We start from the raw sequence: 25,056 nt of genomic DNA on the forward strand, positions 1-25,056 counted from the left end.
GCGGACTAACCGGACACCGTCTGCCTGCTGTCTCCGCGGGAGCGGCCGTGAAGGTAGAGCTGCCCGCCCTCCCCGAGGCAGGCCAGGTCGCCGGTGCGCAGCACGGTCTGACCGGAGCGGCGGTTCACCGGGTCCGGGACGAGGGCCTCGCTGGTCGCCCCGGGATCGCCCCAGTAGGCCGTGAACAGCATCGGGCTGCGCAGGTACAGCTCCCCGACGACACCGCAGTCGTCGATGGGCTGTTCGTTCTCGTCCACGACCATCATCTCCACCCCGGGGCGCACGGTTCCCACCGGCAGCCTCCGCACGTTCTCGGGCAGCGGCCGGGGAACGTCGGTCAGGCCGCAGACCGGTGACTCGGCGTGGCCGTAGCAGTGGATGACGCGGGCCCGGGTGACCATCGTCCGCAGTCGGTGCAGCCCGGGCAGGGGGAACTCCTGGTCGCGCAGCAGTACGGTGCGCAGCCGGTCGAGACGGGCCGGCCGCCGTACCTGGCACAGCACCCGCTGCCAGACCGACGCCGGCCCGCTCGCGACGGTGGCACCGCTGGTCTCCAGGTGGCGCAGAAGGCTGCCGGGCCAGTGCAGGAGGGCGGGCGGTACCGGCACGATCGCCGCGCCGCCGCCCAGCGCCAGGCAGATGTCCGTGAAGCAGTCGGCGGACCCGAACCGCGCGGTGGTGAAGACCCGGTCGCCGCCGGCCACGAGGCCGCACGCCGTCAGGCTGTCCTGGAGCGCGGCGAGACTGCGGTGACTCATCACCACGCCCGCGGCGCGGCCCAGAGCGCCGGAGGTGAAGACGACGGAGGCCGGGTCGCTCTCCAGGCTGCTGCGCCGGCCGGTCCATCCCGGCGAACGGCGGGGCGGCCGCTCGACGATGACGCCGGCGGGGCCGAACCGTCCCGTGCCGGCCGGCGGCGCGATGGTCCGCAGCGCCACACCACCGGCCCGCAGGTACAGGTCGGGCTGGACGGCGTCGACCATCCCCGCGAACCGGTGCGGGCCGGTGCCCGGGGTCACCGGGACGCAGAGCAGCCCCAGTCTGGAGCAGGCCAGGAACAGGGCGACGGCCGGTGCCGAGGTCTCCGACTCCACCATCACCCGGTCACCGGGGCCGAGTTCGGCCGCCGTGAGCGCCGCCGCGGTGTCGTCGACCCGCTGCTGCAACTGCCCGTAGGTGACCAGGCGTACGGCCCCCTCCCCGGCGTACTCGACGACGGCCGGGGCGTCGGGCGAGGTGCGCCCGGTGGCAGCCAGGCAGTCGTACATGCGCGCCGCCTTCGCAGGGATCCGGACCGTGCCGGACGGCTTCGCGTTCATCGGGAGCTCCGCGCGGCGAGGGGTGCCGTCGTGGCCATGGGCTGCTGTGGCCGGTCCAGGTCCGACACGGCCTGGATGACGTCGTCGAAGGCCCGGACCACCAGCTCCGGCCTGGGCCGGCCCCGGGCCGCCGACATGGCGGCGAAGAGCAGGGTCTGCGGGAGCTTCGACCAGCGCCTGACGGCCGGATCCGCGGCGGGCTCGGGCAGCAGACCCTGGCCGGCCAGTACGGTGATGCGGTGGCACTGGTGCCGGGCCGCGGCCCACAGGTCGTCGGCGTGGTCCACCAGGGTCGGCAGGTCCGCCGCCACCCGGCCGGCCAGGAAGTCCAGCACCGCCCGCGGCTCCTGTAACCAGTGACCGGGCAGGGGTTGGGGCGCGGTGTGCGGTTGCCGCACGAGCCAGCGGTACTCGTCGGCGGGCGGTACCGGCACCGGTTCACCCAGCGCGAGGCCGTCCCTGACGGCCGCGGGACCGCGGCCGCCGACCGGTGTCAGCACGGCCCGCAGTTCGCCGTCGGTCAACTCACCCGCGTACGGGCGGTGTTCGCCCTCCGGAAGCAGTGCCGCGAAATGGTCCGTCACGGCCCAGCGGCCGTCCGGCCGCGTCTTCAGCAGAATCCAGTGCGGCACGCCCGCCGCGCCGAACTGCGAGGACCAGGGCACGTGGCGGGTGTTTCCGCTCGCCAGCACTCTGCCGGCGGCGGATGCCTCCCGCCGTAACCCCTCGCGGGCCGTGGCCCAGTCGGCGGCGCTCCGGTAACCGAGTTCCCAGCCGGCTCCGGTGCGGTCGATCCGGCGGTGGTGGCTGAACGCGAGGCCGCCGCCGGGCACATCGGTGCGCACGGCCAGTCGGACGGCATGCGCGAGGCGGTGCGCGGCGCCGGGTTCGTCCCTGTCGAGATAGGCGACGAGATTGGTGGTGTAGCAGCTGAGTTCGGAAATTCGGCCGCCTTCGTGCAGGGGCATTCCGGACTCCTTCCGGTTGCGATCGTGGCGTCGGGAGCGGCACGGATCTCGGTGCCTTTCCATCGTATTTCCGCGCCGAATGCCTGAGTCAAGGGAAGGTGCACCGGACCCCATAGCGGTGCTTTATAGGGGAATAGAGCGGGCCGTGCGCATCGGAATTGATGAATGTTAGCTTCGGTGCCGGAAGCTCGGGTCGCCGAGAACTCTGCAGGAAATGATCGACCGGGAGGGCGGTGGCTCCATGCCTCAGGACACGAAGACCGGCTCACCGGCCGATGTCGTCGGCGTCCTCGACACCTCGGCCATGGACTGCGTGCAGGCGAACATGGCCCTCGTGGCCGACCACCTGCTCGGCCCGGGCAGCCACGCCGGACTCGGCGCCCCCGTGCGGTTCATGCCCCGCGACCGTCCCGGGGACCTGCCCACCGTCGAGCCGACCGTCACCGAACACGCCCGGGTCCTGCGCGACTTCGTGGGCGTGGACATCGCCGAGCCGGCGGACGGCCTGTGCGCCGCGACGGCCCTGGAAGCGCTGCATCGCGGCTCACGACTGCTGTTCGTGGTCGCTGACGCGCACAGCCTGCCCTGGTGCCCCTACTTCGTCCGGCAGCACATGTCGCACACGTTCGTGCTGACCCCCCATGAACGGCTCCAGGACATGGTGCGCGTGTGGGACGCCTATGACAACGAGACGCCCTTCGGCCGCGCACGCCCCGGAGGATGGACGATGACCCCGAACGAGGTCTCGCGCATCCTCGACGGCGCCCGGCCCGTGCGGGCCGGCACCGTCACGGTCCTGCCCCGCCACGTCGCTCCCGACCCGGGGGATGTGCTTCGGCGCAATGCGGAGGCGCTGACCGGGACCGGGACGAGGGCCGTCGAGGAGTACGTCTCCGCCTACCGTGACCACCCCGACCGCCGCCGGGCTGCGGAGGCCCTGCTGCTGGAGACCTGGCTGCTGGCCCGGTCCAGGCGTCTGCACCACACCTGGCTGACCACCCTCCCGGCCGGGACGGCCGGGGCGGCCGGCGTGCGGGCCCAGGCCGAACAGGCCGACGCCTGGCAGGAGTTCGCCGGCCGCTGCTACCTCGCGGCACGCCGGGTGCGCCGGGGCCGCCCCGAACCGGCGCGACTGCACGAGCGGTTCGCGCAGCTCCTGACCCGCGACGCGGAACTGGCCCGGCGACTGGCGGCTTGAGGCGGCCCACGGACCAAAGCCGCGCACCTCGCACCAGAGCCGATCACGAAGGACTTCCATGACATCGGAGAACGTGTTCCGCACGGTGACCCGGTACGCGGCCGGCGTGCTGGGAGAGACACCGGAACAGATCGCCGCACAGCCACAGCTGGATCAATACCCGGCCTTCAGTTCCTTTGTGATGGCCGACCTCGTCGAGCAGCTGGAGGAACGGTACGGCATCGTCTGCGACCCCGAGGAGCTGACCCCGGCCAACCTGCGCGACGCCCACCGGCTCACCGCCCTCGTCGAAGGCGCGCTCGTCACCGGCGGAAGGCGGTGACGTGACGACATGGCACCTCAACTGCTGCACGACCTCCTCGACGACCGCGTTCGGCGCCCCACGGCGCCTGCGGTCACCCGCGGCGACCGGACCCTGCGCTACGGCGAACTGCGCGACACCAGTCTCCGGCTGGCGGGTGTCCTCGACTCCTGCGGACTGCGGCGCGGGGACCGTCTGTTCGTGACCGACTGCGCCCACCCGTACCTGCCGGCCCTGCTGTTCGCCGCCTCACGCCTGGGCGTGGTGTTCACCGTCGTGCACGAGGAGGTCACCGGGCCGGTCCTGCGCCACATCCTCGCCGACTGCGCACCGCGCCTGGTGGTCACCGGCGTCGAGGGGACCGGCCGGGCCGCCCGCGAGGCGCGCATCCGGCACCTCACCCTCGATGAGCTGGACGACCTTCCCGCCGGACCGGGCCCGGCGACCTCGCAACTCCCGCTGGCGGTCGACCCGGTGTGCCTCGTCTACACCTCCGGCACCACCGCGCTGCCCAAGGCCGTGGTCTCCACGCACGCCCAGGTGGTCTTCGCCGCCACCGCCATCGGCCGACGGCTTGGCTACACCGCGGACGACGTCGTGCACTGCTTCCTTCCCCTCTCCTTCGACTACGGCCTCTACCAGGTGTTCCTGTGTGCCGCGGCAGGCGCCCACCTTCATCTGGGAACCCGCGCCGAGGCCGGTCCCGCTCTGCTGAGCACCCTCGTACGCACCGGCACCACCGTGCTGCCGGCCGTGCCGCCGGTCGCCGCGGCGCTGCTCACCCTGTTGTGCCGCAAGCCTGGCCCCAGGCCGCCGTTGCGCCTGCTGACCAACACCGGTGCGGCCATGCCGGACGCGACGCTGGCCGGGCTACGCGCGCAACTCCCGGACATGCGCGTGCAGTTGATGTACGGACTCACCGAGTGCAAACGAGTGTCGATCATGGAGCCGGACGAGGACCTGAGCAGGACCGGGACCGTCGGCCGCCCCCTGGACGGAACCGAGGTGTTCACCGTCGACGCCGACGGCAACCGGCAACCCCCGGGCTCCGTCGGCGAGATCACGGTGCGCGGCCCGCACGTCATGGCCGGCTACTGGCGGCGCCCCGAGCTGACCGCGGAGCGCTTCGTCCGCCGGGACGGCCTCTTCCCCGAACTGCGCACCGGCGACTACGGCTCCGTCGACGAGGACGGATACCTGTGCTTCACCGGACGGCGCGACGACATCTACAAGCAGGACGGCTTCCGGGTCAGCGCCATCGAGGTCGAAGCGGCGGCCCGGCGCGTGCCCGGTGTCACGGCCGCCGCGGTGCTGGTACCCGACACCGGCCACCCGAAGCCGTTCTCGTCGTCTCCGGCGACGCCGCCCCGGACACGGTCCTGCCGCAGCTCAGGCAGTGGATCGAGAACTACAAGGTCCCGCCGCGGTGCGTGTCGGTCGACCGGCTCCCGGCCAGCGCCAACGGCAAGACCGACAAGAAGACGCTGACCCGCTGGATCACGGAGGAGAGCCGTGTCTGACACCGCCGCCGGCCCGGGGCCGACCCACGCCTACCACGGGCCGACCCCCGCCTACGTCTACGACCTGGCCACCGTACGGGCCGCACACGACCGGCTGCGTTCCTGCCTGCCCGCACCCAGCGAGCTCTACTACTCCGTCAAGGCCAATCCGCACCCCGAGGTGGTCGCCACCCTGCTGGGGCGGGGCTGCCGCGCCGAGGTCAGCTCTGCCGGTGAACTGCGCACGGCCCTGGCCGCCGGCGTTCGCCCTCAGGACGTCCTGTACACGGGCCCGGGCAAGAGCGACGCGGAAGTGGGCGCCGCACTCGCGGCGGGCGTACGGCTGTTCTCGCTGGACTCCGCGCACGCAGTCCGGCAACTGGCCGCACAGGCGGCCCGGCACGGCACCACGGCCGGATACCTGCTGCGCGTCAACCCGGACCGGGCCGCCACCGCCACCGGTCTCACCATGACAGGCCTGCCATCCCCGTTCGGTGCCGACCTGGACTCCATCCGGCACGAGCCGTCGGAGTTCACGCGCCATCCGCGGGCCGTCTGCCGGGGACTTCACCTGTACCTGGCGACGAACCTCGCCGACGAACAGGCGCTGACCGAGCAGTTCCTCATCGCGGTGGAGACCGCCGTGCGGGTCCGGGACATCCTGGGCATCCGGCTGGAGACGCTCGATCTGGGAGGCGGCTTCGCCGCTCCCTACGCGCGCGAGGGGGAGTTGCCCGACTACCCCTTGCTCGCCGGACGACTGGCCGCCGCACTCGACGGGGCCTTCCCCGGGTGGCGGGAGGGCCGCCCCGGCGTCGCCTTCGAGGCGGGCCGCTATCTCACCGCCACGTGCGGCCGCCTCTACGGCCGGGTGCTCGACGTGAAGCACTCCCACGGCCGCCGTGTCATGGTCCTGGACACCGGCATCCACCACCTCGGCGGCATGGCCGGCCTCAAACGGGTGCCGCCCATCCGCCCGCAGGTGGTGACCGACCCGGACACCGCGCCCGCCGTCGCGGCGGACGAGGCGACCATGGTCTGCGGTCCGCTGTGCACACCCCTGGACACCTGGGCCGGCGGGGCCCACGTGGCGGCCGGCGAACCCGGCGACCTCGTCCATGTCCCCAACGTGGGGGCGTACGGCCTGTCCGCCAGTCTCGCCCTGTTCCTCGGCCACCCCTTGCCCCTGGAAGTCGTCACCGACGGTCGGCGGCACCTGGGCACCACCCGTCTCACCCTGCACCGCACCGCGATCACGGTGCCGGAGACGACCACATCCCCGAAGGGAACCGACGATGGAGACCACGTTCACCGAACTGCTCCGGCCGCACCTGCGTTTCCTGCCCGATGACCAACCGGTGACCGAGGAGACGCCCCTGCCGACGATGGGCCTGACGTCCATGCAGGCCATCGAGTTGATGTTCGACATCGAGGACGCGTACGGCATCACCCTGGACGACGAGTACCTCAACGACGCCACCTTCGCGACCGCCCGGAGCCTGTGGCAGGCGGTCGAAGCCACCCGCGACCGGTCGGAGGCGGCATGACCTCGGCCACCGCCCCCACCCGCAGGCCCCCGGGAGCGGAGGCCGGCCTGAAGGCCCTCACCGATGCCGTCCGGCGGCACGCGGCCGACTGCGACGAACACGCGACGTTCCCCCGCGAGGCCCTGGCCGGCATGCGCAGCTCCGGCCTGCTCGGTCTGCTCGTGCCCACCAGCCACGGCGGAATGGGCGGCAGCCTGTCCGACCTGCTCGACATCAGTGCCCTCCTGGCCCGGGACTGTCTGTCCACGGCCATGATCTTCACCATGCACTGCCAGCAGGTCGCCGCCGTACGCGACCACGCCGCCCCGGCGCTGCGCGACCGCCTCCTGCCCCGGATCGCCGCGGGGGAGGTGTACCTGGCCTCGGTGACGACCGGCGCCACGACCGGCGGCCACCTCCTCACCTCGGACCCCGCGCTGCGCAGGGCCGGTGACCACCTCGTCCTGGACCGGGCCGCCCCGGTGGTGACCGGCGGGCGGTACGCCGACGCCTTCCTCGTCACCACCCAGGCACCCGACGCGAAGTCACCACACGAGGTCTCCCTCGTCTACGCCGAACGCGACCGACTGGAGGCGGAGGTCACCGGCGAGTGGAACTCCCTCGGCATGCGCGCCACGGACAGCGTGCCGATGCGGCTGCGCGGCTCGGTACCGACGGACCACGTCATCGGCGGGCACGGCAACTTCCGCCACGTCACCGTCACCACCTTCGCGCCCCTCGCCCACCTCGGCTGGGCCGCGTGCTGGCTGGGCACCGCGACCGGCGCCCTGTCACGCACGGTCGGCTGGTTGCGCAGCCCGGCGGAGCGCAAGCGCCGAGACCTGAGCGGTGAACTGCTCCTCACGCGGCTGTCGAAGGCCAGGCAGCGGCTGGAGACTGTGCACGCCCTCCTGCGGCACGCGACGCAGGTGTACACCGACGGCGTGCGCGAGGTGAGCACCCCCTCCGTGCAGTCGCTGCTGAACACGGTCAAGATCACGGCGTCCGAGCAGTGCCTGGCCGCCGTCGACGACCTGGTCGAACTCGCCGGACTGGCCCAGGGATACCTGCGGGGCACACCGCTCGCCCTGGAGCGGGCCCTGCGCGACCTGCGCTCCGCTTCCCTGAACTACGGCAACGACCGGCTGCACACGGCCAACGGCGCGCTGACTCTCCAGGACCGGACGGTGCGCTTTGCCTAGCACGCACCGCATTCGTCCGCCCATCCCACCGGTCGACGCGGAGCCCGAGCCCGGGACCGCCGCGCAGGTGTGGCGGGACCTCGGGCGCGACGGGACGATCGCGAGCCTCTTCCACGGACCGGACGTCGACGAGCGCTACGGCCTGGCTCCCCTTCGGCTCGCCGCGCTCCTCACCGACCTGGACGCACGGTACGACCTGGGCACCACCCTCGGTGTCTGCGTACAACTCGCCGCGGCGCTGCCCCTGCTGCGCGACCTACCGGGGCAGCAGGCCCTCGCCGTACGGCGCAGAGCCGAGCGCGGCGAGACGACGGTCGCCCTGGCGGCCACGGACGACGGCGTGCCGGGGTCCGACCTGACCGCGATGACCACACGCATCGACCACGACCCCGACACCGGGCAATGGACGCTCCACGGCGGCAAACGGTGGATCACCAACGCCACGACCGCCGAGTACGCGCTGGTCCTCGCCCGCCACCGCCCCGGCACGCACTTCACCGATTTCTCCCTGGTCCTGCTGCCCCTGGACACTCCCGGCGTACGGGTCGAGGCCGAACCCACCGACTGCTTCACCGGCTCCGGCGTGGGCTCGCTGCGTTTCGAGTCCGTCCGCCTGAGCCCGGACGGCTTGCCGGGACGGCCCGGCAGGGGGCTTGCCGCCTTCACCCGCCGTATCGGCACCGACCGGCTCGCCAGCGGCCTGTGGGCGAACGCCCTGTCGCGAAGGGTGCTGGCCCAGACGCGCGCCCGGCTGGGCGACCGGAGCTATCTGGGGCGGACGCAGGTCCAGGACCCCGCCGTGCGTCAGGAGTTCGCCGCCGCGGTGATCAGGCAGCAGGCACTACAGGCGCTGTGCGCCCGCACCTGCGCGCCCGGCACGGCGGGCACCCCTCCCGTGGCCGCGCTGACCGCAACGCTGAAGGCGGCCGGCGCGGCCACCGTCGACCACGTGGTGCGAACCTGCGCCCGCCTGCAGGGAGCCGACGCCTTCCGCACGAGGGGTCTGCACCGCCTGGCCGCCGAGGCGGCGATGTTCGGCGTCGCCGGCGGAACCACCAGGGTGTTGCGGGACACCGTGGCCGACCACGCCGAGGCCCTGCTGGACGACGTCCCGTGGTGACCCTGACCGAACCGGCGTCCGGCCGACGGCTCGCCTGGGCAGAGATCGACGAACTGTGCGCGCCGGCCGACCGGGGCCGACACCGACCTGGCCCGCACCCGGCCCACGGGCACGAGCGCGAGCATCGTGCCGGTCGTCTGCTCGTACGGCGCCTGCTGCACGAGGCCGGGCTTTCTGCCGACGCCGCTGTCGCCACCCGCCCCGAAGGCCGCCCTTACTTGCCGGCCCACCCCGGGCTGTGCCTCAGCGTCAGCCACAGCGGCACCATGGTCGCCGCCGCGCTCGCCGACCACCCCGTCGGCATGGACCTCCAGGAGCCGCTGCCGCCCAGTTCCGCCCTGATCAGACGGTGCTGCGCCCCCGACGACGCCGCGCGCCTGCGCGCACTGCCCGAGCGGGAGCGCGCGATCCAGTTCGCCTACATCTGGACCGCCCAGGAAGCCTGCGTCAAGGCTACCGGCCGCGGTTTCGCGGACGCGCCCTGGAACATCCCCGTACCGCTCGGCGCCCGGGCCGGTCGCTGGCGGAGCTGGGCCTGGCACCATCTCACCCACCCCGCCTGCCCCTACCCCCTGTGCCTGGCCGGGCCCGCTTCGGAGGCCTCCTCGGACTCCTCCGACGAGCGGACATACAGGCAGAACGGGTGACCCACCGGGTCCAGCATGACCCGTACGTCGTCCTGCGGCTGCACGTCGGCCAGCTGCGCGCCCATGTGCCGGGCGTGCGCGACGGCGCTGTCCAGGTCGTCCACCCCGATGTCCAGATGCAGCATCATCTGCTGCGCGCCGGGCTCGGCCGGCCAGGTGGGGCGCACGAAGCAGGGCTCGGTCTGGAACGACAAGCCCGTTCCCCCCTCCGGCGGCGCGATCATCACCCAGTCGGGTTCCGATTCGCGCACCGCCCAGCCGAACAGACGACGGTAGAACGCCGCCAACTCGTGCGGATCGGGGCAGTCGAGGACGGCCGCGGACAGGGTGTAGCGGGGGCGCTTCTGCATTCCCCCAGGGTAGGCTTGCCGTTCATCCAGCTCCGCTGCTTGTGATGGTTGCCGTGAGGTCCGGTTGGCCCTGTTTCCCGACGGTGCGGGCACGTGCGCGGTGCTTGTTCTTCATGCCGATCGGCCGGCCTGGGCCTGCCGTGCCGGGTTTCGGTGCACCGGCCGGTTGGGGGGCCTTGCCGTGCAGGCGGCGAAATCTGCGGCGGACCCGTGCAGGGGTGAGACGTCCCTGGCGTGCGGGCCGCTCCCAGGGGCTGCGCAGGTCCTCGGCAAGGGGCCGGGCCAGGCGGAGCCGGGTGTGGGCGGCGATGACCAGCCAGGTCCAGCGGTCGGCGGCGGCCGGCTCGCGGAGGGTGTCGTCCGGCCCAGCGTCTGCTGGAACATCCTGAAGGTGTGTTCCAGGTCGAATCTGCGCAGGAAGGACCGTCAGAGCCGGTCGACGTCCCCAGCGGCGGCATCGATGGCCGACCACCACGGCCAGATGGGCCGGGGGTCGCGGTCGCCGCGAAGGTGGCCGACCTGTAGACGGATGACGGTGTCCGGCCGCAGCCAGTTGCTCACATCGACCGCCAGGACCAGCCGCCCCGACGCCGTGCGGGGAAGCGGCAGCTCTGCCGGCGTCCTGCGCAGCCGTGCCACATCCAGAAGGCACAGAGCTCCGTCCGGAAGCGTGACAGTTCGGCAATGGCATCCCGCGGGACACCGCGTTGCAGCAGACTCACGCTGGCCCGCGCCGAGGCGTGATAGCGGATCCGGCGCCCTTGCCCATCCCGTGATGGCGAGGTCGTGCAAGTGGGAGACACCAAGTATGGCGTGGTGGCCGCCGTCGCCGCGGAGTCGGCAGTCGTGCAGGATCTTCCAGATCTTCAGCCGAGCGAAGACGTGCTCGACACGGACTCGGACCTGCTTGTGCTCGCGGTTGCGCTCGGCCTGCCAGTTGGTGAGTTCGCCGCCCTCCGCATCGTCCCGCCCCGCACGCATTCCGGGGACCGCAACGAGGGAGGTCAGGGCCCGGCACCAATCCAGCACACGCCGAGGAGACATGCCAGGAACCAGCTCGCAGGCGAAGTACTCGCGATCAGTCATCTCCCAGAGGGGCTTCACGCATCCGCACCCTTCTCGTCACCGGCGCTGTCGTCCAGTGCTGGACGAAGCCTGCTGCGGGCCCCTTCCAGAGGTTCGGCATAGTCCGCCGCAAAGATCCCCGGCAGCGACTTGTCGAGCGTTCCAGCAATGCGGTGAAGGGGCGCCCAGACCGCCGCGTCGTCGACGGGACGACTGAGGTCCGTCATCTGCACCTGTTCCAGCCAGTCGAAGTCGCCGGCTGCATCGGCCCGGGCCTGGATCCGCTGTGGCCGCCGCGCCGGCGGCCCCTGACCGGTCAGGAAGCCGGCCGGGTCACCCACTGACCGTCGACCCACTCGCTGACCGTCTCGTACCCCGAGCGGAACGAACCCAGGTAGTCCACGGTCAGGTCCCTCTCGGCGGTGGACAGTTGGGCCGTGTAGCTCGCGGGGTCGTCGTCGCTGCCGCCGGTGGTGTTCACCGCGACGTACGGGAACGGGTAGACGGGCCGGGCGGCGCTCACGTCGCCGTCGGCGTCGACGTCCTGGCTGAGCAGGCTGTCCGGCGCCGTCCCGGCGGTGACCCAGTCGACCATCGCCGACAGCACGTCCACGGTGTCGGGTCCCTGACCGCCGCCGCAGTGCGCCACCCCCGGCAGCAGGAACAGCCGGGCGAAGTCGGATGTCTTCGCCGCGCCGCCCATCGCCTTCTGCACCGCCTTGTAGTACGCCATGGCGGCCACGGAGGAGATGTTCGGGTCGGCCAGCCCCTGCCAGATGATCAGCTTGCCGCCCGCGGCCTTGAACGCCGACAGATCGGGGTCGGTGGCGTCCATGGTGCCCTCGTTGAGCCGCATCAGCTTCCGGTACGCGGCCGTGGTGAACGTGACGTCCTTGTAGGACAGCTCGGGGTGGGCCTCGGGGTAGAGCAGGTAGCGGACCCGTTCGTTGACATTGGTCTTGTTGGACGTGGAGCCGGTGGAGGTGGTCGGGACGATCACGCCCGCCCAGTTCAGCTCGTTGCCGCGCAGTTGCCAGCCCGGGTAGAGCAGCTTGCCGTCGCTGTTGCGCGGCCCCGAGTACAGCTTGCGCACGGTGGTGACCTGCGCGGACGTCAGGCAGAAGGCATCGTCGGTGGACGTCTGCCCGGAGGCGCACTGGATGCTGCCCGGATCCCAGGTGCAGCTCAGCGGATCCTCGATGATCCCGTCGTCACCGGCGTCGCACGCCTCGAGGACGGCCTCGTGCAGGGGGGCGAGGTCGTTGGTGGTGAGGGTGGCGTGGGTGCCGTCGGCGAACACGGCCTGCGCGTTCCAGGCGTGCTGGAAGGTGTGCGCGGTCCAGTTGTTGGCCGGGGCGCCGGCGATGATGCCGTCGAAGTCCGTCGGATAGCGCTGGGCCTCGGTCAGCGCCTCGTGGCCGCCCTGCGAGCAGCCGTCGTAGTAGGAGTGGCCGGCGGACTCGCCGTAGAACCGCTTGATGATCTCCTTGGCGACCACCGCCATCTGGTGCTCGGACTTGTAGCCGAAGTCGGCCTTCAGGGTGGGGTCGGTGGCGAACAGGCCGGACGACATGCTGGTGCCGTAGTGCCCCTGGTCGGTGCCGCCCACGGCGAACCCGCCCTGAGTGAACGACACACAGCTGCTGGACGTGGAGGAGACACCGCTCGCGACCACTCCGCAGTTGCCGCCGCAGCCCACCTGGAGGTAGTTGCCCTGCCAGGTGGTGGTCGGCAGCCGCAGCACGAACTGGATCTGCGGGGCGATCAGCCCGGTGATCGAGCAGGCCGCCCAGTCGCCGAGCGGATTGTCGTCGGCGGACAGGGCGGTCGCCGAACCGATCTGGGCCGGTGCGCCGGATATCCCGCTCAGGTCGAGCTGGGCGACGTCGGCGCAGTCCATCGCGGCCGGGGTGGTGTCACTCGCGGTGGTGGTGGCGGCGGTGGCCGCCTGGGCGGTGGCCTGGTCCGACGGGACGAGGGCCACGCCCACGAACAGGGCGAGGACGGCCACCAGACAGGCGACGACGCGCCGGGGCCCTGGCTGTGGTGCGGGGGACGCTGACGGGTTCACGGTGTGCCTCCAGGGGACGCGTCTCATGCGGCGGTCAGGGTGAGGGCCCCGGTGTAGGTGGCACCCGGCGTCAGGACGGTCTCGGTGCCGTCGACGGTGAGGGTGAGGGTCCGGCCGCTCGGTGCGCCGACGGTCGCGTCCGCGTCGACGACGAGCTTCGTCAGGTACGACGTGCCGGTGACCGTCCACGCCGACCCGGCGCCCAGCTTCACGATCACGCCGTTGTTGACGGCGGCGCCGGTGGTGTTGGTGACGTGGTTGATCTCCTGGTACTCGTCCGCCGAGATGGAGGAGACCGCGTGCCGCGACACCGAGGCGGAGATGACGCCCCGGACACTGGTGTCCGTGAGGGAGACGACCAGGTTCTTGCCGGTGCGCATGGCGTTGTAGAAGTCGCCCTCCAGCTCGATGGAGGTGAAGGCGGCGACGACGTCGGCGTCGTGCTCATCGGTGGTGTCGAAGGTGTCGTCCTTGGCCGGGTCGTCGGTCGGCTCGGTGTACACGCCGTCCGGGGAGCCGGGGTCGTCCGTCTCCATGACCTGGACGAGGACGCCGTTGCCGGTGCGCAGCCGGGCGCCGCCGGAACCGTCCACGGTGATGCCCGCCTGCACCGCCTTGACGAGGAACATCGTCTCGGCGGTGGTGAAGCGGGTGCCGCCGTCGATGGTCACCGTGCCGCCGTCGCGGCTGTGCCACATCACGCCGAAGCCGCGCGAGTCGACGACCGAGGCGCGCGGGGTGAGCGCGGCCAGCTCCCGCGCCGTCAGCCGCAGGTCGGACTCCGTGTCGACGGCCGCCACGGCCTCGCGGGTGCTGTCGCCGAAGCTGACGGAACCGCCGGTGGTGATGGCGGCGAACGTCGCCACGTCGAAGTGGGTGCCGAGGAACACGTCGGTCTGGCTGCCGCCGTCCGCGTACGTGCCGTAGCCGGAGTCGCCGGTGATGGTGGCGGAGGAGTTGATGGTGGTGAGGCGGGAGTTGTTCACGGAGTCGGTGGACAGCACGCCCCACCGCTCGGAGGAGACGGCGCAGCCGAGGTAGGTGGCCGTGGTGTTCGTGCCGAGCACGTTGGTGGCGCGCACGTTGCCGGCCAGGCCCAGCATCCACGGCACGGTCATCATGTTGGCGCCCATGGCGAGCTTGTAGTCGTCGGGCAGTACGCCGTCGTCGGTGTGGATGACGGAGTTCTTCACGATCACGTTGGCGCCGTCGTAGGCGATGACGCCGGTGCGGACGGCGCCCTTGTTGCGGATCTCCGCGTCCTCGATCACCAGCCGGGTGCCGTCGCCCTTGCCGGTGACGGCGGCGCCGTCGGTGGCGAAGTCGCAGCGGCCGTTGCCGTCGTAGGCGATCTTCGGGGCGGTGAGGGTGTAGGAGGCGCCCTCCGCGACGTAGAACCCGTTGAACGCCTCGCCGGTGGAGGAGAGGGCGACGCCCTTGGCGTAGGCGTCGGTGAGCCGGCCGCCGCGGACGCCGGACAGCACCGAGTTGCCCGTGACGACGCCGTCGGCGCCGACGTAGACGGCTTGACGCAGGTGGAACGTGGTCCCGGCGAAGGTTTCCGTGTGGTCGGCGGTGGGCGTCAGCACGATGTCGCCGCGGTAGGTGCCCGCCGCGATCACCGTCGTCGTGCCGTACGTGCCGTCCAGCGCCGAGCCGGTCTCCACGCCGTTCACGGTCAGCGACAGCAACTGTCCCTCGGGGGCGGCGAGGACGGCGCCCTCCTCCACCGTCAGGCGGGCGAGTTCGGTGATCTCGGTGACGGTCCAGGTCTCCCCGGCGGCGACGGTCCGCCCGCGCCCGCCGGTGCCCGTGGCCGCCTGCGCCCCGGCCGGTACGAGCAGCGCGGGGGAGGCGAGGGCGGCCCCGACGACGAACAGGGCACGGACCCGGGAACGCATCGGCACCTCACACTGGGCGAGGGCGTGCAGCGGACCGATGTGGCCGGCTGTGGACATGGGCAACTCCTTCGCGTCCCCTGACGGTTCAGGGGACGGCCGTGGGACGGGGTGTGGCAGGAGTGAAGCAGTGCCCGGGCGATCACAGAAGTGCGCGGTAGCTGTGACTTGGCGTCACGGTCGTCGGAGGAGTCCGGGCCGATGATCCTGGGAGGGGCCTCTGGTTCGTGGAAAACCACAGGTGAGGGGGCGGTCGGGGGGTTGTGCCGGGGCGGGCGGAGGTGTGTCGTGGCGGAGGCATGGCTGTTGGGGATACCAGCCATTTCGGAGGAGGTCGGGGGCGTCGGGGGAGGTCGGGGGCGTCGGGGCGGTTCGTGGGGGAGGGGGGTGGGTGGTTCGGGTGAAGAGGCGGCTTCGCGTGCGGCGGCCGCCGCATGGCCGCCCGGTCGCAGCCTGTTCCGGCGCGGGCAGCGTGAACCTGCCCGGCTTCTCCTCCATCAGCCAGCCCCGTTCCACCAGCCGTTTCAGCCGGGCTCGCGCTCCCTCGACGCGCGAGGCGGACGCGCTGTCCCAGCCCAGCACCACCGCTGCCCGCCGGGCGCACCGAGCCCGTCGGCTCCCGTCTCCACGGCGGCGGCCATCAACGCCCGGTAGTCCACCGACAACACCTCGACTCCGTCCGCGTCCTGGCGGTGCGGCACCGCCCGGCCTGGTCCCACCAGCCTCCTCGGAGGCACCCCGTCGGCCACCACGGCGGGCGCATCCGCCTCGGTCAGCGCCTCCAGATACTGCTCCAGGCCGATCACCCGGCGCCCGAGCACCTCTTCCGCCTCTGCCAGAGCCGCCCGCACCCGCCCCAGCTCGGCTTCGAGTTCCTCCACCCCCTACCGCCGCAGCCTTCCGCCGCGCTTCCGCAACCGCCCGCATCGATGGCACCCGCCACCCCCACAACATCTCGGCCAACAACGGACCGAGACTCCCGCGACAACAGGGGATGTTTCGAGCGGCAAGCAGGCGGCTCGGCAGGAGCTCTCGGCCTCGCCCACTTCACCAGCGTCGTCCTGCCCGCCCGCACACACCGGGCTGGCCGGGCAGCTCACCGCCATCGCCCACGACCTCGGACATACGCCTGACACCATGCCCGGTGTGCCTCCGTCGAGCACGTGGAGACACCGACCCGCAGTGTCTGAGTACTCGGCAGTGTCCGGGACGGACGTCGGACAGCGCTGCGACCAGCCTGGACAGCCGACGATCTGTCCGGGACACCGATAGACGGTTGCCCGGCCTTGCACCGCCTGAGCAAGCTGCTGCTGACCGACGGGCGCTGCGGCAGTCATCGACCACGGCTGTGTTCCGGCGGGACGGACACCTCCAGTCCACCGAACCAAGCCCGCCGCGCCCCGGAACCGATGTCCTCGCTCAGACAAGAAGGGGGAACACCCGTGCGTTTTCGTCCCCGCGCCCTGGTGACTGCTGTACTAGGTATCGCAGTCGCTTTCGGCGTGATGACCGCGCCCGCTCAGTCCGCACCGCAACAGGGCTCCACCACACCTGTCACCGCTCAGGCCACTGTGGTCAAGAGCCGGTTCATGTCCTGGAACTCCAATGGGCAGAAGCTCGGTACGCCGGAGCTGCTCGTCGAGCAGATCAGCCGCTTCAGGCCGCAGGTGATCACCCTGCAGGAGTCCTGCAGGACCGAGGTGCGCAAGGCCGTGAAGCTGCTCAAGCAACAGGGGCTTGACTACCAGTTCACGTTCGGGCCGGGCACCGTCGACATCAACTGCGACGGCTGGAGTGTGAACGGCCAGGCCGTTCTGTACGCCAAGGGAACCCCGGTGCGCGACGTCGGCTGGGAGTACTACAGCGACGACGAGGGCCCCCTGGAGTCCCGCGCCTACATGGTGTTCACCACACGGCTGGCCAACCGGTGGGTGCGCGTGTTCAACACCCAGCTCAGCTGGGCGGACCACCACGCCGAGAGGAAGACGCAGATACAGGAGCTGCTGAGCGCCGCGCGGCCCTACAGCCGGACGCTGATAGCCGGTGACTTCAACGCCCAGCCGGGATTCAGCGAGATGCAACAGATCTGGCGGTCCAAGCTCTACTCGGACGTCGATCCGTTCTGTGGAGGCACCTACGACCCCCGGTGCAACGGCACGCACGTCAATACGGGCAAGAAGTTCGACTACATCCTCCACCGGGGTGTGGGCTCCGGGAACTGCCTCCTGCATTCGGTGAACGAAGACCATCGGGTCCTGGTCAGTGACATCACCACTGCCGCCGGCCCCAGGGTCGGCTGCACCGTGACCTGACCGCCCGCTACCGGCGCCGACACAATCAACCGGCAGGCCGACGGGGTGAACCCGTCGGCCTGCACGTCGACTCAGCCCCAGAGCGACAGCGCTGTGCCCAGTTGCGCAGCAATCGTTCATCCTGCGGCCCCTGCCGTCAGCGCCGGTGCGTGCGCTCCCTGCACCGACGTCTCGCCGGCGGGCCTGTCAGCCGGGTCCGCCCCAGGGCAGCAGCACCAGCCTCGGCGCGCCGAGGGAGGTGTCCACGCGGTAGGTCACCCCGTGGTCGCGGCCGAAGGAGTTTGATTCCAGATCGGAGCTGGTGAGAGAGCGCGCAGGTAGAAGGCGTATGCCTCCGACTCGACGTGGTCGGCGTTCAGGCACAGACGCCACCAGTTCCCGGGCCGGTCGAAGTACGCCGTGCGTACCCGTTCCGCCAGGCCGTCCGCCGGCCGCACACGCAGCTGCGTCCCCAGGCCCAGATCGATGCGCAGCGCGTCCATCTACGCGGGGCGCAGTTCGATCTCGTATTCATCGGCTTGGGGTGAGCGGGAGCAGGAGCAGGACTGGAGTCCGCGTAGGCCAAGACGTCGTGGCCGTGCGCGGACAGGCGGGCCGCCCACACCACCTGGTCACTCCTCTGAACTAACCAGCGTCCCTGCCCTTGGACGGCCGGGTGGAGGCGGCGGCCTGCCACGCCTGTGGGCGATTCTGGTAGTCGGTTCTGCTGTCGCCCACGTCGGTTCGGTGCAGACCTTGTTGAGGATGCGCCAGATCTTCAGGTGGACGAAGCCGTGCTCGACCGGCGCCCTCACGGCCGCCAGCGCGTTCAGACCCCTGACCTGCGAACTTCACGTTGCGCGGACCGCATGTGTTCCGCGTCGAGCCCTGCTCTCTGCTGGGGGATGCAGCTCAGGCATCATGTCGTCGCATGATCAGCGTTCATTTGAGATATGAGATCGATCCCGATCGAATCGAGGATTTCGAGGAGTACGGCCGTCGGTGGGTGTCTCTCGTCAACCGGCTCGGGGGCACGCATCACGGCTACTTCCTGCCCAGCGAGGGCGACAGCGACATCGCGTACGCACTCTTCTCGTTCCCGAGCTTTGCGGCATACGAGCAGTACCGGCACGCCAGTGCGCGTGACCCTGAGTGTCAGGAAGCCGTCGATCTGGCCCGCCGGACCAAGTGCATCCGGCGGTACGAACGCCGCTTCCTCCGTCCGCTCGACTAGGTTCTGCGGCGACGGAGCTGGTCACAGCCATTCATGCACGGGGGACTGGCTCCACGACGCTCACGGCAGCGGACCGACGATCTCAGCTCTACCGCCTGCGGGATCGCGCCCGGCGGATCAGACGACCGGGCGGTCCAGCGGGTTCGCCCGGTCACGTTCGGCAAGGCCACCCCGGACCGACACGGCCGGCGAACTCTGCGGCTTGCGGGCGGCCTGGTCGTGGAAACAGGCCAGGAACTCGTCCGAAAGTCCCGCGCGCGGATACCGGGCCAGCACCTCCGCCTGGAATCCGGCGGTGAAACAGTCCAGGTTCCGCCCCGAGATATCCACGCCTGTGGCCCTCTCCAGCAGATGGCCCTCGGGGTCCTCCCGTACGTCCACCGCGTCCCACATGTGCCGGACGATGACCTCCGACAGCCGCTGTCGGGGGTCGCTGCCACCTTCCCGTGCCGGAAGAGCCGTTCGGACGCCTCGGCCGGAGTGAGGCCCAGCGCGGTGGTGTCGATGAGCAACGGCCAGTCGCCGTGCGGCCGTATGCACGGATAGTCGGCCAGCTCCGACAGGACCAGGTCGCAGCGTTGCCGCCAGGTGGGGGTGTTGAGGGCTGATCCGTTGGGGTGGAGAGCCGACCAAAGCGACGTCGGCCATGATGCGCGGCGGACCGACGAGCCAGCCGACCCGCCACGTTCACCGGGCTGCGGATGAAGCAGTTCGAGCGGTTGTCGAAGGTGGTGCGGGAGCGGGGTGGCAACGGGCCGCGGATCGGCCGTCCATGGTGCCTGCTGCTTGCCGACCGGGTGCTGGTGGTAGCGGTCTGCTACCGGACGAACCTCACCATGCGGCAGCTCGCGCCGCTGTTCGGGGCGTCGCCGGCGACGGTGTGCAGGGTCATCCAGCGGTTACGCCCCCTCCTCGCGCTCAAGCCAGCCTCGCGTTCCGTCTGCGAACGGCGGACCTGCGGAAACGGATCACACTCCGGATCTCTCGCAGAACTCTCGCATCTGTTCGTTTGTCAGAACGGGCGCGGTGAAAGGCGGTGCGGGATCAGTCGCTGTCGAGGCCGTCGATCAGGCGGTTGAGGAACCGGGTGAAGGTGGCTTCGGGGGTGAGGGGGCGCCCGGGGGCGGAGAGGGCTTCGGCGAGTTCCGGGTGGTGGCCGTCCGCGGCGACGGCGGCGAGGTAGCGGGCTTCGGCTGTGGCTCGGTCGGGGGACCGCGCGGTTGTGGCCTGCGCGATCTCGTGGGCGACGTGCCCGGCCACGAATGCTGTGAGTTGGGCGAAGATCTCCAGCTTCGCCGTACCGTCCAGTCCGGTGGGCCGCAGGGCGGCGAGCGCGCGTTCCAGGAAGGCCAGGGTGTTGGGTCCGAGGATGCGTCGGGTGGACAGGGCGGCGGGCAGCCAGGGGTGTCGCAGCATGTGGGCGCGCTGGAGGTGGGCGATGGCCTTCAGGTCGGCGCGCCAGTCGCCGGTGGGTGTCTTCGTGGTCGGCAGTTCGCCGCTGACGTGGTCGACCATCAGGTTCAGCAGCGTCTCTTTGTCGGGGGCGTAGCTGTAGAGCGACATGACGCCGGCTCCGACCTGTGCGGCGACTTTCCGCATGGTGACCGCTTCGAGCCCCTCGGCGTCCGCCAAGGCGACGGCCGCCGCGGTGATCGCCTCCCGGCTGTAGGCAGGCTTGCGACCTCTGCGCGGCTGGTCAGAGGTCAGCCAGAGCTGTCGAGGGTCGACGCCTGGGGCGCCGGCCCCTCCGTCACGGGGCATGGTCCACGTTCCTTCCCTGATCGGCGGCACTTGCGGGCCTCAGTCAAGCATCCTCTATTCTCGTACATCGTACGGAAAACAAGGAGGGGAACGATGACGTCACGCACGCACGGTTCCGCGTCGAGGCCGGCCTGGGTACCGCCTTCCGGAAAGCCGCCCCTGGCCTCACGGATGATGAGGGCGACCTGGCGCGGCCTCCCGGCCAAACTGCACGATGTCGGGTGGGAGCCGGGACTGGTGGTGCCGGCCGCAGACGGCAGCCCGCTGCTCACGGACCACTACTTTCCGCGCGCCGAGGGCGACTTCCCCACCCTCCTGGTGCGCTCGCCGTACGGCAGGGGCCTGCCGTGGTCCCCCATGTACGGCCTGCTCTTCGCCGAACAGGGCTTTCACGTGGTCCTGCAGAGCTGCCGGGGCACCGGCGGTTCTGGGGGTGCGTTCGACCTGTGGCGCAACGAGGCCGCCGACGGCCAGGCCACGGTGTCCTGGCTGCGCGAGCAGCCCTGGTTCAACGGCACACTGGGCACCGTCGGCCCCAGCTATCTGGGCTACGTGCAATGGGCCCTCGCCGTGGACCCGCCGCCAGAGCTGAAGGCAATGGTGGTGCAGGTGGGCCTGCACGATCCCCACGCGCTGTTCCACGCGCACGGTGCGCTACGCCTGGAGACCGCACTCGCCGTAGGCGCAGGCATGACCTACCAGCACCAGGGCATGGCACCGTTCCTGAGGGCGACACTGCGCCTGCAACGACGCCTGCGTGATGTCACCACCGCGCAGCCGCTGCGCGGGGCGTACGTGTCGGCTCTCGGGGGCGAAGTGCCCTGGCTGGACGACGCGATGACACACCCGGACGCCAAGGACGCGTACTGGCGTGGCGCGTCCCTGGCGCGGGTGGCTGAGCGGCTCAGCGTGCCCACGAGTCTGATCACCGGATGGCACGACGTGCTGGTCGACCAGACCTTCGAGCAGTACGACCGGCTGCGTCAGGCCGGATGCGAGACCGCCCTGCTGGTCGGCCCCTGGACCCACACCTCCGCCCTGCGACAGGGATGGCCCGAGGTATTCGCCGAGAGCCTCACCTGGCTGCGCGCTCACCTGTACGCCGACCCCTCCGGCCTGCGTCCCACAAGGGTGCGCGTGCACATCGGTGGCGAAAACGCCTGGCGGGACCTCGACGACTGGCCGCCGACCACGGCCGTCGGCTCCTGGTTTCCCACCGCGGAGCGGCATCTCACCCCGCAGGCTCCCACGGACTCCGCACCACTGACGTCGTTCCGCTACGACCCGGGCGACCCCACTCCGTCCCTCGGCGGCCCTCTGCTCTCCCGTACCGCCGGTCCTCGCGACAACAGCGGCTTGGAGGCTCGGGAAGACGTCCTGACGTTCACCGGCCCCCCGCTGACCGAGCCCGTGGACGTCGTCGGGCCGGTCTCGGCACGGTTGAGCATCTCCACGGACACCGGTCATGCCGACGTCTTCACCCGCCTGTGCGATGTGGACCCACAAGGCCGCTCCGTCAACATCTGTGACGGGCTGGGCCGACTGCGGACGGACGGGCAGGAGCCGTCGCGGATCACCGTGCCGATGAGCTCAACCGCCCACAGATTCGCCGTCGGTCACCGCATACGCTGGCAGATCAGCGGAGGTGCCCATCCACGCTACGCCCGCAATCCCGGCAACGGGGAGTCACCGGTAAACGCCACCACCTTCATACCGGTGCGCATCACGCTCCACACCGACTCGGCGCTGATGCTGGCGATACACGCCCGCAGTTCCGGGCTCGGCCCCGCGGTGAACGGCTGACCAGCCGGACCCGACGGCCCGGCTCACTCCTCGGCGCCGTCTTCATCGTCCAAGCCGACCGCCTCCGGGTCGCGCAAGGCGCGCAGGCCGCCGCCGGCCGGGGTGGAGGGGCGGAAGGAGTAGCGGCCCAGCACGTTGAGGTTCGCGTGCTTGAGCGGGGAGAGCCGGGCCACGTCCTCGTCCAGGACATCATGTTCGCGCTGCTCCGTGGGCAGCGCCCGCAACCGTTCGACGGAGACGTCCAGGTAGCGGGTCGTCCACAGCACCGCGGCGTTGAGGACCAGGCCGAGCGCGCCGAGCCGGTCCTCCTGCCATCTCTGACCAGAACTTGTTCTGGGCGGTGTGGTGCAGGGGCAGGTTGCGCAGTCCGGTCGCGCGGACGGCCCGGATGCGGTCCTCGGCGGGCCCGCAGGCGGTGGCGGAGCTCGAGCTCGGCGATCGGCCGGTCAGGGGTGTTGGTGGCGAAGCAGGTGATCCGCATGCCATCCGCGTCGGTGATCCGCAACTGGGCCCCGGGATGCCGTCGTTGCTTGCGGACGATCAGCCGCACGCCCTTCGGTCAGCCCGCGAGCAGGTCGCCGGCGAGTTCGACGACCCAGGCGCCGTCCCGGAATCTCACCATCCGTTTCAACGGCCGGGGTCCAGGCCGATGCCGGGATCTTGAGGACGTGGCTGTGGATGGCCTCGGTGATCACCATGCCGACCGAAGAGGACAGCCGGCGTCCTCGCTTCGCGAGCCAGGACACGAAGTCGTGGGTGCCGCCGGCGGAACGTCTTCGCTCACGCGCTCGCCGGTTCTCCCGGGGAGCGCCGTGCTCAGGTCAGGGGTGTGGTGTCCCGCGCCAGGTACCGGACGCCGAACTGGTCGGTCGGAACGTCGTGGAAGCCCAGGCGCTGGTAGAACGCCTGGGCGTTGACGTTGTCCAGGCCCACACCCAGGTGGACTCCTGACACACCGTCCCGCCGCAGTCCTTCGAGGAAGGCGGTCATCAGACTCCGGCCGAGGCCCTTGCCCTGCCAATCCGGGAGGATGTCGATGTGCAGATGAGCCGGATAGTCGGCGAGTTCGGGTACGAGCATGCGCTCGGGGTTGCCCAGCAACCACAGTGGGATCTGATCGCGGGGATCGTCCTGGGCGTGCCGAGCCAGGACGGACGGCCCCCAGTCGCTACGGAACCACTCCACGAACGCCGCGGTGTCCGCGGTGCCCACGATGTACCCCACGGCACGGTCCGCCCCGTCGTCGAGGATGTGCGCGTGCTGCGGCTCGGCTGTGGCGTACGGAGCCGCCCAGACATCACCGATGATGCGGTCCGAGCTGTGGGTACCGCGGGCGTCGCCCCCTGACGCGGCGGTGCGGGCGCAGATGTCGTAGACGGCTTCGAGGTCGTCCGGACGGTAGGCGCGGACTGTGGGACGGAGGCCACCGTCCGCAGGCGCGGAGCTGTTCATCGTCGGGTTCCTTTCACCGGAGCGCCGTGGGCGTACGCCCGAGTGCAGCCGGGCGGTGCCAGGGCTTCCGCGCGGTCGGTGCGCCGCGCGGAAGCCCGCGCGGCCAGAGGGGTAGATGGGCTGGTGTGACAGGGGAAGGCATGTGGTCGCTTCGCCCATGAGTGAATCGCGCACGGGGCAGCGACGACGAGCGATGGCACGGTGAACAGTCCGGGGCGGATCGTCCGGACCTGATCAGTGGTGGGCCGCCTCGCGGACGCCCTCGGTCGAGGAGGTCCTCCCCGGCAACCCGCGATGCCGCAGGGGCCCCGGGGATCGCGACTGTGCCGGTTGCCACCACCGGTCATCTACCTTTCATCGCAGGTGTCTCGACCAAGAGCTGACGGATCCTCATGCACCACCGGGACCGGGAGGACACGGTCTACGCCCGAAGACGCCGACGGTCGAATCTCCTTATGCCTCGCTGATCACGAAGAACGTTCCCGGCTTGAGGTTGAATCCGGACGCGCCGGCGCAGATGGTCGCCGCCACGGACGAGCCCTCCCACGACGAGCCGGGGCCGATCAGACCCGGGACGTCGACCTCCGAGGGCTGCTCGGCCGGGCAGACCGGAGTGGTCACGTTGACGGGCGAGTTGGCGATTCCGACCAGGTCCATGTTCTCGCCGTCCAGGAAGGGCGCGTCCCAGGTGATGGTCTCGGTTCCCGGGCCGGTCCGGTTGGTCTGCCCGGTGCCTGAGGTGCCGTCCTGGCTGACACAGCCGGTGAGGTAGTGGGGCCACACGGTGTTCGGCCCGGAGAAGCCGGAACACTGCACGCGTACGCCCGCCGCGAGCGAGGAGTCCGCGGACGCGGGCGCGGCGAGCGGAGACGCGATCAGTCCCGCGGCGGCGATCATGACTCCAGCCTGGACGGAACGCCGACGCAGAAACATCAACATGCTCAATTCCATACCCTTCATAGAGGTGCGACATGGCTTGCGGAACCTGCCTCGACCGAGACCGGACCGTGCCGCGGGCGTGTACCCGGCCAGCCCCCATCCGCGCCGGGAGCGAATCGGGATCTCCTGTCCCGGCGAGGCCCGTGGCCGACCGCCGAGCGGTGACCCCGGACGATCGGACTGCTCAGGGGGCGATCCGATCACCACTGCGTTGTCGTGAAGAACTTCAGTTCGGACCGCATTGGATCTACAGATTGGCGCACGAAACTCGGGGTCGACATCGTGCAGCCGGCTGCATCCCGGATAGTCGCCTGTCACTAGTAGGGCTTGGTCAGGTTCGTATCACCGTGGGTATGTCGCGGTGACAGGTGGGGCAAGCGCCGGTCCAGAGGGCGAGGAGTGTCTGCAGTTC

The 25,056-nt window shown here is 70.9% G+C and carries 22 protein-coding genes and 6 pseudogenes; 12 read left to right on the forward strand and 16 right to left on the reverse strand.

Annotated elements, in window-relative coordinates; genetic code table 11:
* Nucleotides 1–5 precede the first annotated feature (5 nt).
* The gene (locus ACIP67_RS22590) at nt 6–1,319 is read right to left on the reverse strand and encodes an AMP-binding protein (RefSeq protein WP_401694036.1); all 1,314 of its coding nucleotides are present in this window, start codon (nt 1,317–1,319) and stop codon (nt 6–8) included.
* Complete coding sequence (locus ACIP67_RS22595; RefSeq protein WP_401694038.1) at nt 1,316–2,287, reverse strand: hypothetical protein; 972 nt, start codon at nt 2,285–2,287, stop codon at nt 1,316–1,318. Before ACIP67_RS22595 ends, ACIP67_RS22590 begins: the two co-directional genes overlap by 4 nt.
* Before the next feature lie 241 nt (nt 2,288–2,528).
* Here ACIP67_RS22595 and ACIP67_RS22600 point away from each other — a divergent pair, with 241 nt between their 5' ends.
* From ACIP67_RS22600 to ACIP67_RS22635, 8 genes are read left to right on the forward strand one after another with little or no spacing between them, the layout of a single operon-like run.
* Nucleotides 2,529–3,485, forward strand: coding sequence for a hypothetical protein (locus ACIP67_RS22600; protein WP_401694039.1), 957 nt, complete (start codon nt 2,529–2,531; stop codon nt 3,483–3,485).
* Between the two features lie 58 nt (nt 3,486–3,543).
* A complete protein-coding gene (locus ACIP67_RS22605; RefSeq protein ID WP_401694041.1) occupies nt 3,544–3,807 on the forward strand; it encodes an acyl carrier protein in 264 nt (87 codons plus the stop codon).
* Nucleotides 3,808–3,816: 9 nt separating this feature from the next.
* Entirely contained in the window at nt 3,817–5,274 is a 1,458-nt protein-coding gene (locus tag ACIP67_RS22610; protein WP_401694043.1) for a class I adenylate-forming enzyme family protein, read from the forward strand.
* Nucleotides 5,275–5,298: 24 nt separating this feature from the next.
* Nucleotides 5,299–6,636: a type III PLP-dependent enzyme gene (locus ACIP67_RS22615; protein WP_401694045.1), complete on the forward strand. Its 1,338-nt coding sequence runs from the start codon at nt 5,299–5,301 to the stop codon at nt 6,634–6,636.
* Nucleotides 6,581–6,832 (forward strand): phosphopantetheine-binding protein, encoded by a 252-nt coding sequence (locus ACIP67_RS22620; protein ID WP_401694047.1) that lies wholly within the window; start codon nt 6,581–6,583, stop codon nt 6,830–6,832. The genes ACIP67_RS22615 and ACIP67_RS22620 overlap by 56 nt, the downstream gene beginning before the upstream one ends.
* Nucleotides 6,829–8,013 (forward strand): acyl-CoA dehydrogenase family protein, encoded by a 1,185-nt coding sequence (locus ACIP67_RS22625; protein ID WP_401694049.1) that lies wholly within the window; start codon nt 6,829–6,831, stop codon nt 8,011–8,013. The genes ACIP67_RS22620 and ACIP67_RS22625 overlap by 4 nt, the downstream gene beginning before the upstream one ends.
* Nucleotides 8,006–9,133, forward strand: coding sequence for an acyl-CoA dehydrogenase family protein (locus ACIP67_RS22630; RefSeq protein WP_401694051.1), 1,128 nt, complete (start codon nt 8,006–8,008; stop codon nt 9,131–9,133). The genes ACIP67_RS22625 and ACIP67_RS22630 overlap by 8 nt, the downstream gene beginning before the upstream one ends.
* The gene (locus ACIP67_RS22635) at nt 9,127–9,780 is read left to right on the forward strand and encodes a 4'-phosphopantetheinyl transferase family protein (protein WP_401694053.1); all 654 of its coding nucleotides are present in this window, start codon (nt 9,127–9,129) and stop codon (nt 9,778–9,780) included. Before ACIP67_RS22630 ends, ACIP67_RS22635 begins: the two co-directional genes overlap by 7 nt.
* Here ACIP67_RS22635 and ACIP67_RS22640 read toward each other — a convergent pair.
* From ACIP67_RS22640 to ACIP67_RS22670, 7 genes and pseudogenes are all read right to left on the reverse strand, one after another.
* Nucleotides 9,699–10,130, reverse strand: a complete 432-nt coding sequence (locus ACIP67_RS22640) for a VOC family protein (protein WP_401694054.1) — start codon at nt 10,128–10,130, stop codon at nt 9,699–9,701. The two genes, ACIP67_RS22635 and ACIP67_RS22640, sit on opposite strands and share 82 nt — an antisense overlap.
* 22 nt (nt 10,131–10,152) lie before the next feature.
* Nucleotides 10,153–10,667, reverse strand: a pseudogene (locus ACIP67_RS22645) (transposase); the annotation flags it as partial.
* Between the two features lie 231 nt (nt 10,668–10,898).
* Nucleotides 10,899–11,078: pseudogene (locus ACIP67_RS22650) on the reverse strand (transposase family protein); the annotation flags it as partial.
* 152 nt (nt 11,079–11,230) lie between these two features.
* The gene (locus ACIP67_RS22655) at nt 11,231–11,476 is read right to left on the reverse strand and encodes a hypothetical protein (protein WP_401694087.1); all 246 of its coding nucleotides are present in this window, start codon (nt 11,474–11,476) and stop codon (nt 11,231–11,233) included.
* Between the two features lie 35 nt (nt 11,477–11,511).
* Entirely contained in the window at nt 11,512–13,266 is a 1,755-nt protein-coding gene (locus ACIP67_RS22660) for a tannase/feruloyl esterase family alpha/beta hydrolase (protein WP_401694056.1), read from the reverse strand.
* Nucleotides 13,267–13,289: 23 nt separating this feature from the next.
* Entirely contained in the window at nt 13,290–15,224 is a 1,935-nt protein-coding gene (locus ACIP67_RS22665) for a hypothetical protein (RefSeq protein ID WP_401694057.1), read from the reverse strand.
* A gap of 366 nt (nt 15,225–15,590) precedes the next feature.
* Nucleotides 15,591–16,091, reverse strand: a pseudogene (locus ACIP67_RS22670) (hypothetical protein); the annotation flags it as partial.
* Between the two features lie 578 nt (nt 16,092–16,669).
* On the opposite strand from ACIP67_RS22670, the gene ACIP67_RS22675 reads away from it, so the two are divergent.
* The gene (locus ACIP67_RS22675; protein ID WP_401694058.1) at nt 16,670–17,476 is read left to right on the forward strand and encodes an endonuclease/exonuclease/phosphatase family protein; all 807 of its coding nucleotides are present in this window, start codon (nt 16,670–16,672) and stop codon (nt 17,474–17,476) included.
* A 254-nt stretch (nt 17,477–17,730) separates the two neighbouring features.
* Here the strand turns inward: ACIP67_RS22675 and ACIP67_RS22680 are convergent, their stop codons facing one another.
* Nucleotides 17,731–17,958, reverse strand: a complete 228-nt coding sequence (locus ACIP67_RS22680) for a hypothetical protein (RefSeq protein ID WP_401694059.1) — start codon at nt 17,956–17,958, stop codon at nt 17,731–17,733.
* Nucleotides 17,959–18,386: 428 nt separating this feature from the next.
* Here ACIP67_RS22680 and ACIP67_RS22685 point away from each other — a divergent pair, with 428 nt between their 5' ends.
* Nucleotides 18,387–18,689, forward strand: a complete 303-nt coding sequence (locus ACIP67_RS22685; RefSeq protein WP_401694062.1) for an NIPSNAP family protein — start codon at nt 18,387–18,389, stop codon at nt 18,687–18,689.
* Between the two features lie 117 nt (nt 18,690–18,806).
* Here ACIP67_RS22685 and ACIP67_RS22690 read toward each other — a convergent pair whose 3' ends face one another.
* Nucleotides 18,807–19,082 carry a hypothetical protein gene (locus ACIP67_RS22690; protein WP_401694064.1) on the reverse strand — a complete coding sequence of 92 codons (276 nt, stop codon included), beginning with the start codon at nt 19,080–19,082 and terminating at the stop codon, nt 18,807–18,809.
* Nucleotides 19,083–19,390: 308 nt separating this feature from the next.
* Here ACIP67_RS22690 and ACIP67_RS22695 point away from each other — a divergent pair.
* Nucleotides 19,391–19,624: pseudogene (locus ACIP67_RS22695) on the forward strand (transposase family protein); the annotation flags it as partial.
* A gap of 109 nt (nt 19,625–19,733) precedes the next feature.
* Here ACIP67_RS22695 and ACIP67_RS22700 read toward each other — a convergent pair.
* Complete coding sequence (locus tag ACIP67_RS22700; RefSeq protein ID WP_401694066.1) at nt 19,734–20,450, reverse strand: TetR/AcrR family transcriptional regulator C-terminal domain-containing protein; 717 nt, start codon at nt 20,448–20,450, stop codon at nt 19,734–19,736.
* Between the two features lie 93 nt (nt 20,451–20,543).
* Between ACIP67_RS22700 and ACIP67_RS22705 the strand changes: the two genes are divergently transcribed.
* On the forward strand, nt 20,544–22,253 hold the full coding sequence (locus ACIP67_RS22705; RefSeq protein ID WP_401694068.1) for a CocE/NonD family hydrolase: 1,710 nt from the start codon (nt 20,544–20,546) through the stop codon (nt 22,251–22,253).
* 23 nt (nt 22,254–22,276) lie between these two features.
* Here ACIP67_RS22705 and ACIP67_RS22710 read toward each other — a convergent pair.
* From ACIP67_RS22710 to ACIP67_RS22725, 4 genes and pseudogenes are all read right to left on the reverse strand, one after another.
* Nucleotides 22,277–22,561 (reverse strand): annotated as a pseudogene (locus tag ACIP67_RS22710) (Tn3 family transposase); the annotation flags it as partial.
* A 13-nt stretch (nt 22,562–22,574) separates the two neighbouring features.
* Nucleotides 22,575–23,059 (reverse strand): annotated as a pseudogene (locus tag ACIP67_RS22715) (transposase); the annotation flags it as partial.
* Between the two features lie 10 nt (nt 23,060–23,069).
* Complete coding sequence (locus tag ACIP67_RS22720; RefSeq protein WP_401694070.1) at nt 23,070–23,705, reverse strand: GNAT family N-acetyltransferase; 636 nt, start codon at nt 23,703–23,705, stop codon at nt 23,070–23,072.
* A 453-nt stretch (nt 23,706–24,158) separates the two neighbouring features.
* A complete protein-coding gene (locus tag ACIP67_RS22725) occupies nt 24,159–24,602 on the reverse strand; it encodes a hypothetical protein (protein ID WP_401694071.1) in 444 nt (147 codons plus the stop codon).
* Between the last annotated feature and the right edge of the window lie 454 nt (nt 24,603–25,056).

The organism is Streptomyces sp. NPDC088812, assembly GCF_044750285.1.
Taxonomy (GTDB): domain Bacteria; phylum Actinomycetota; class Actinomycetes; order Streptomycetales; family Streptomycetaceae; genus Streptomyces.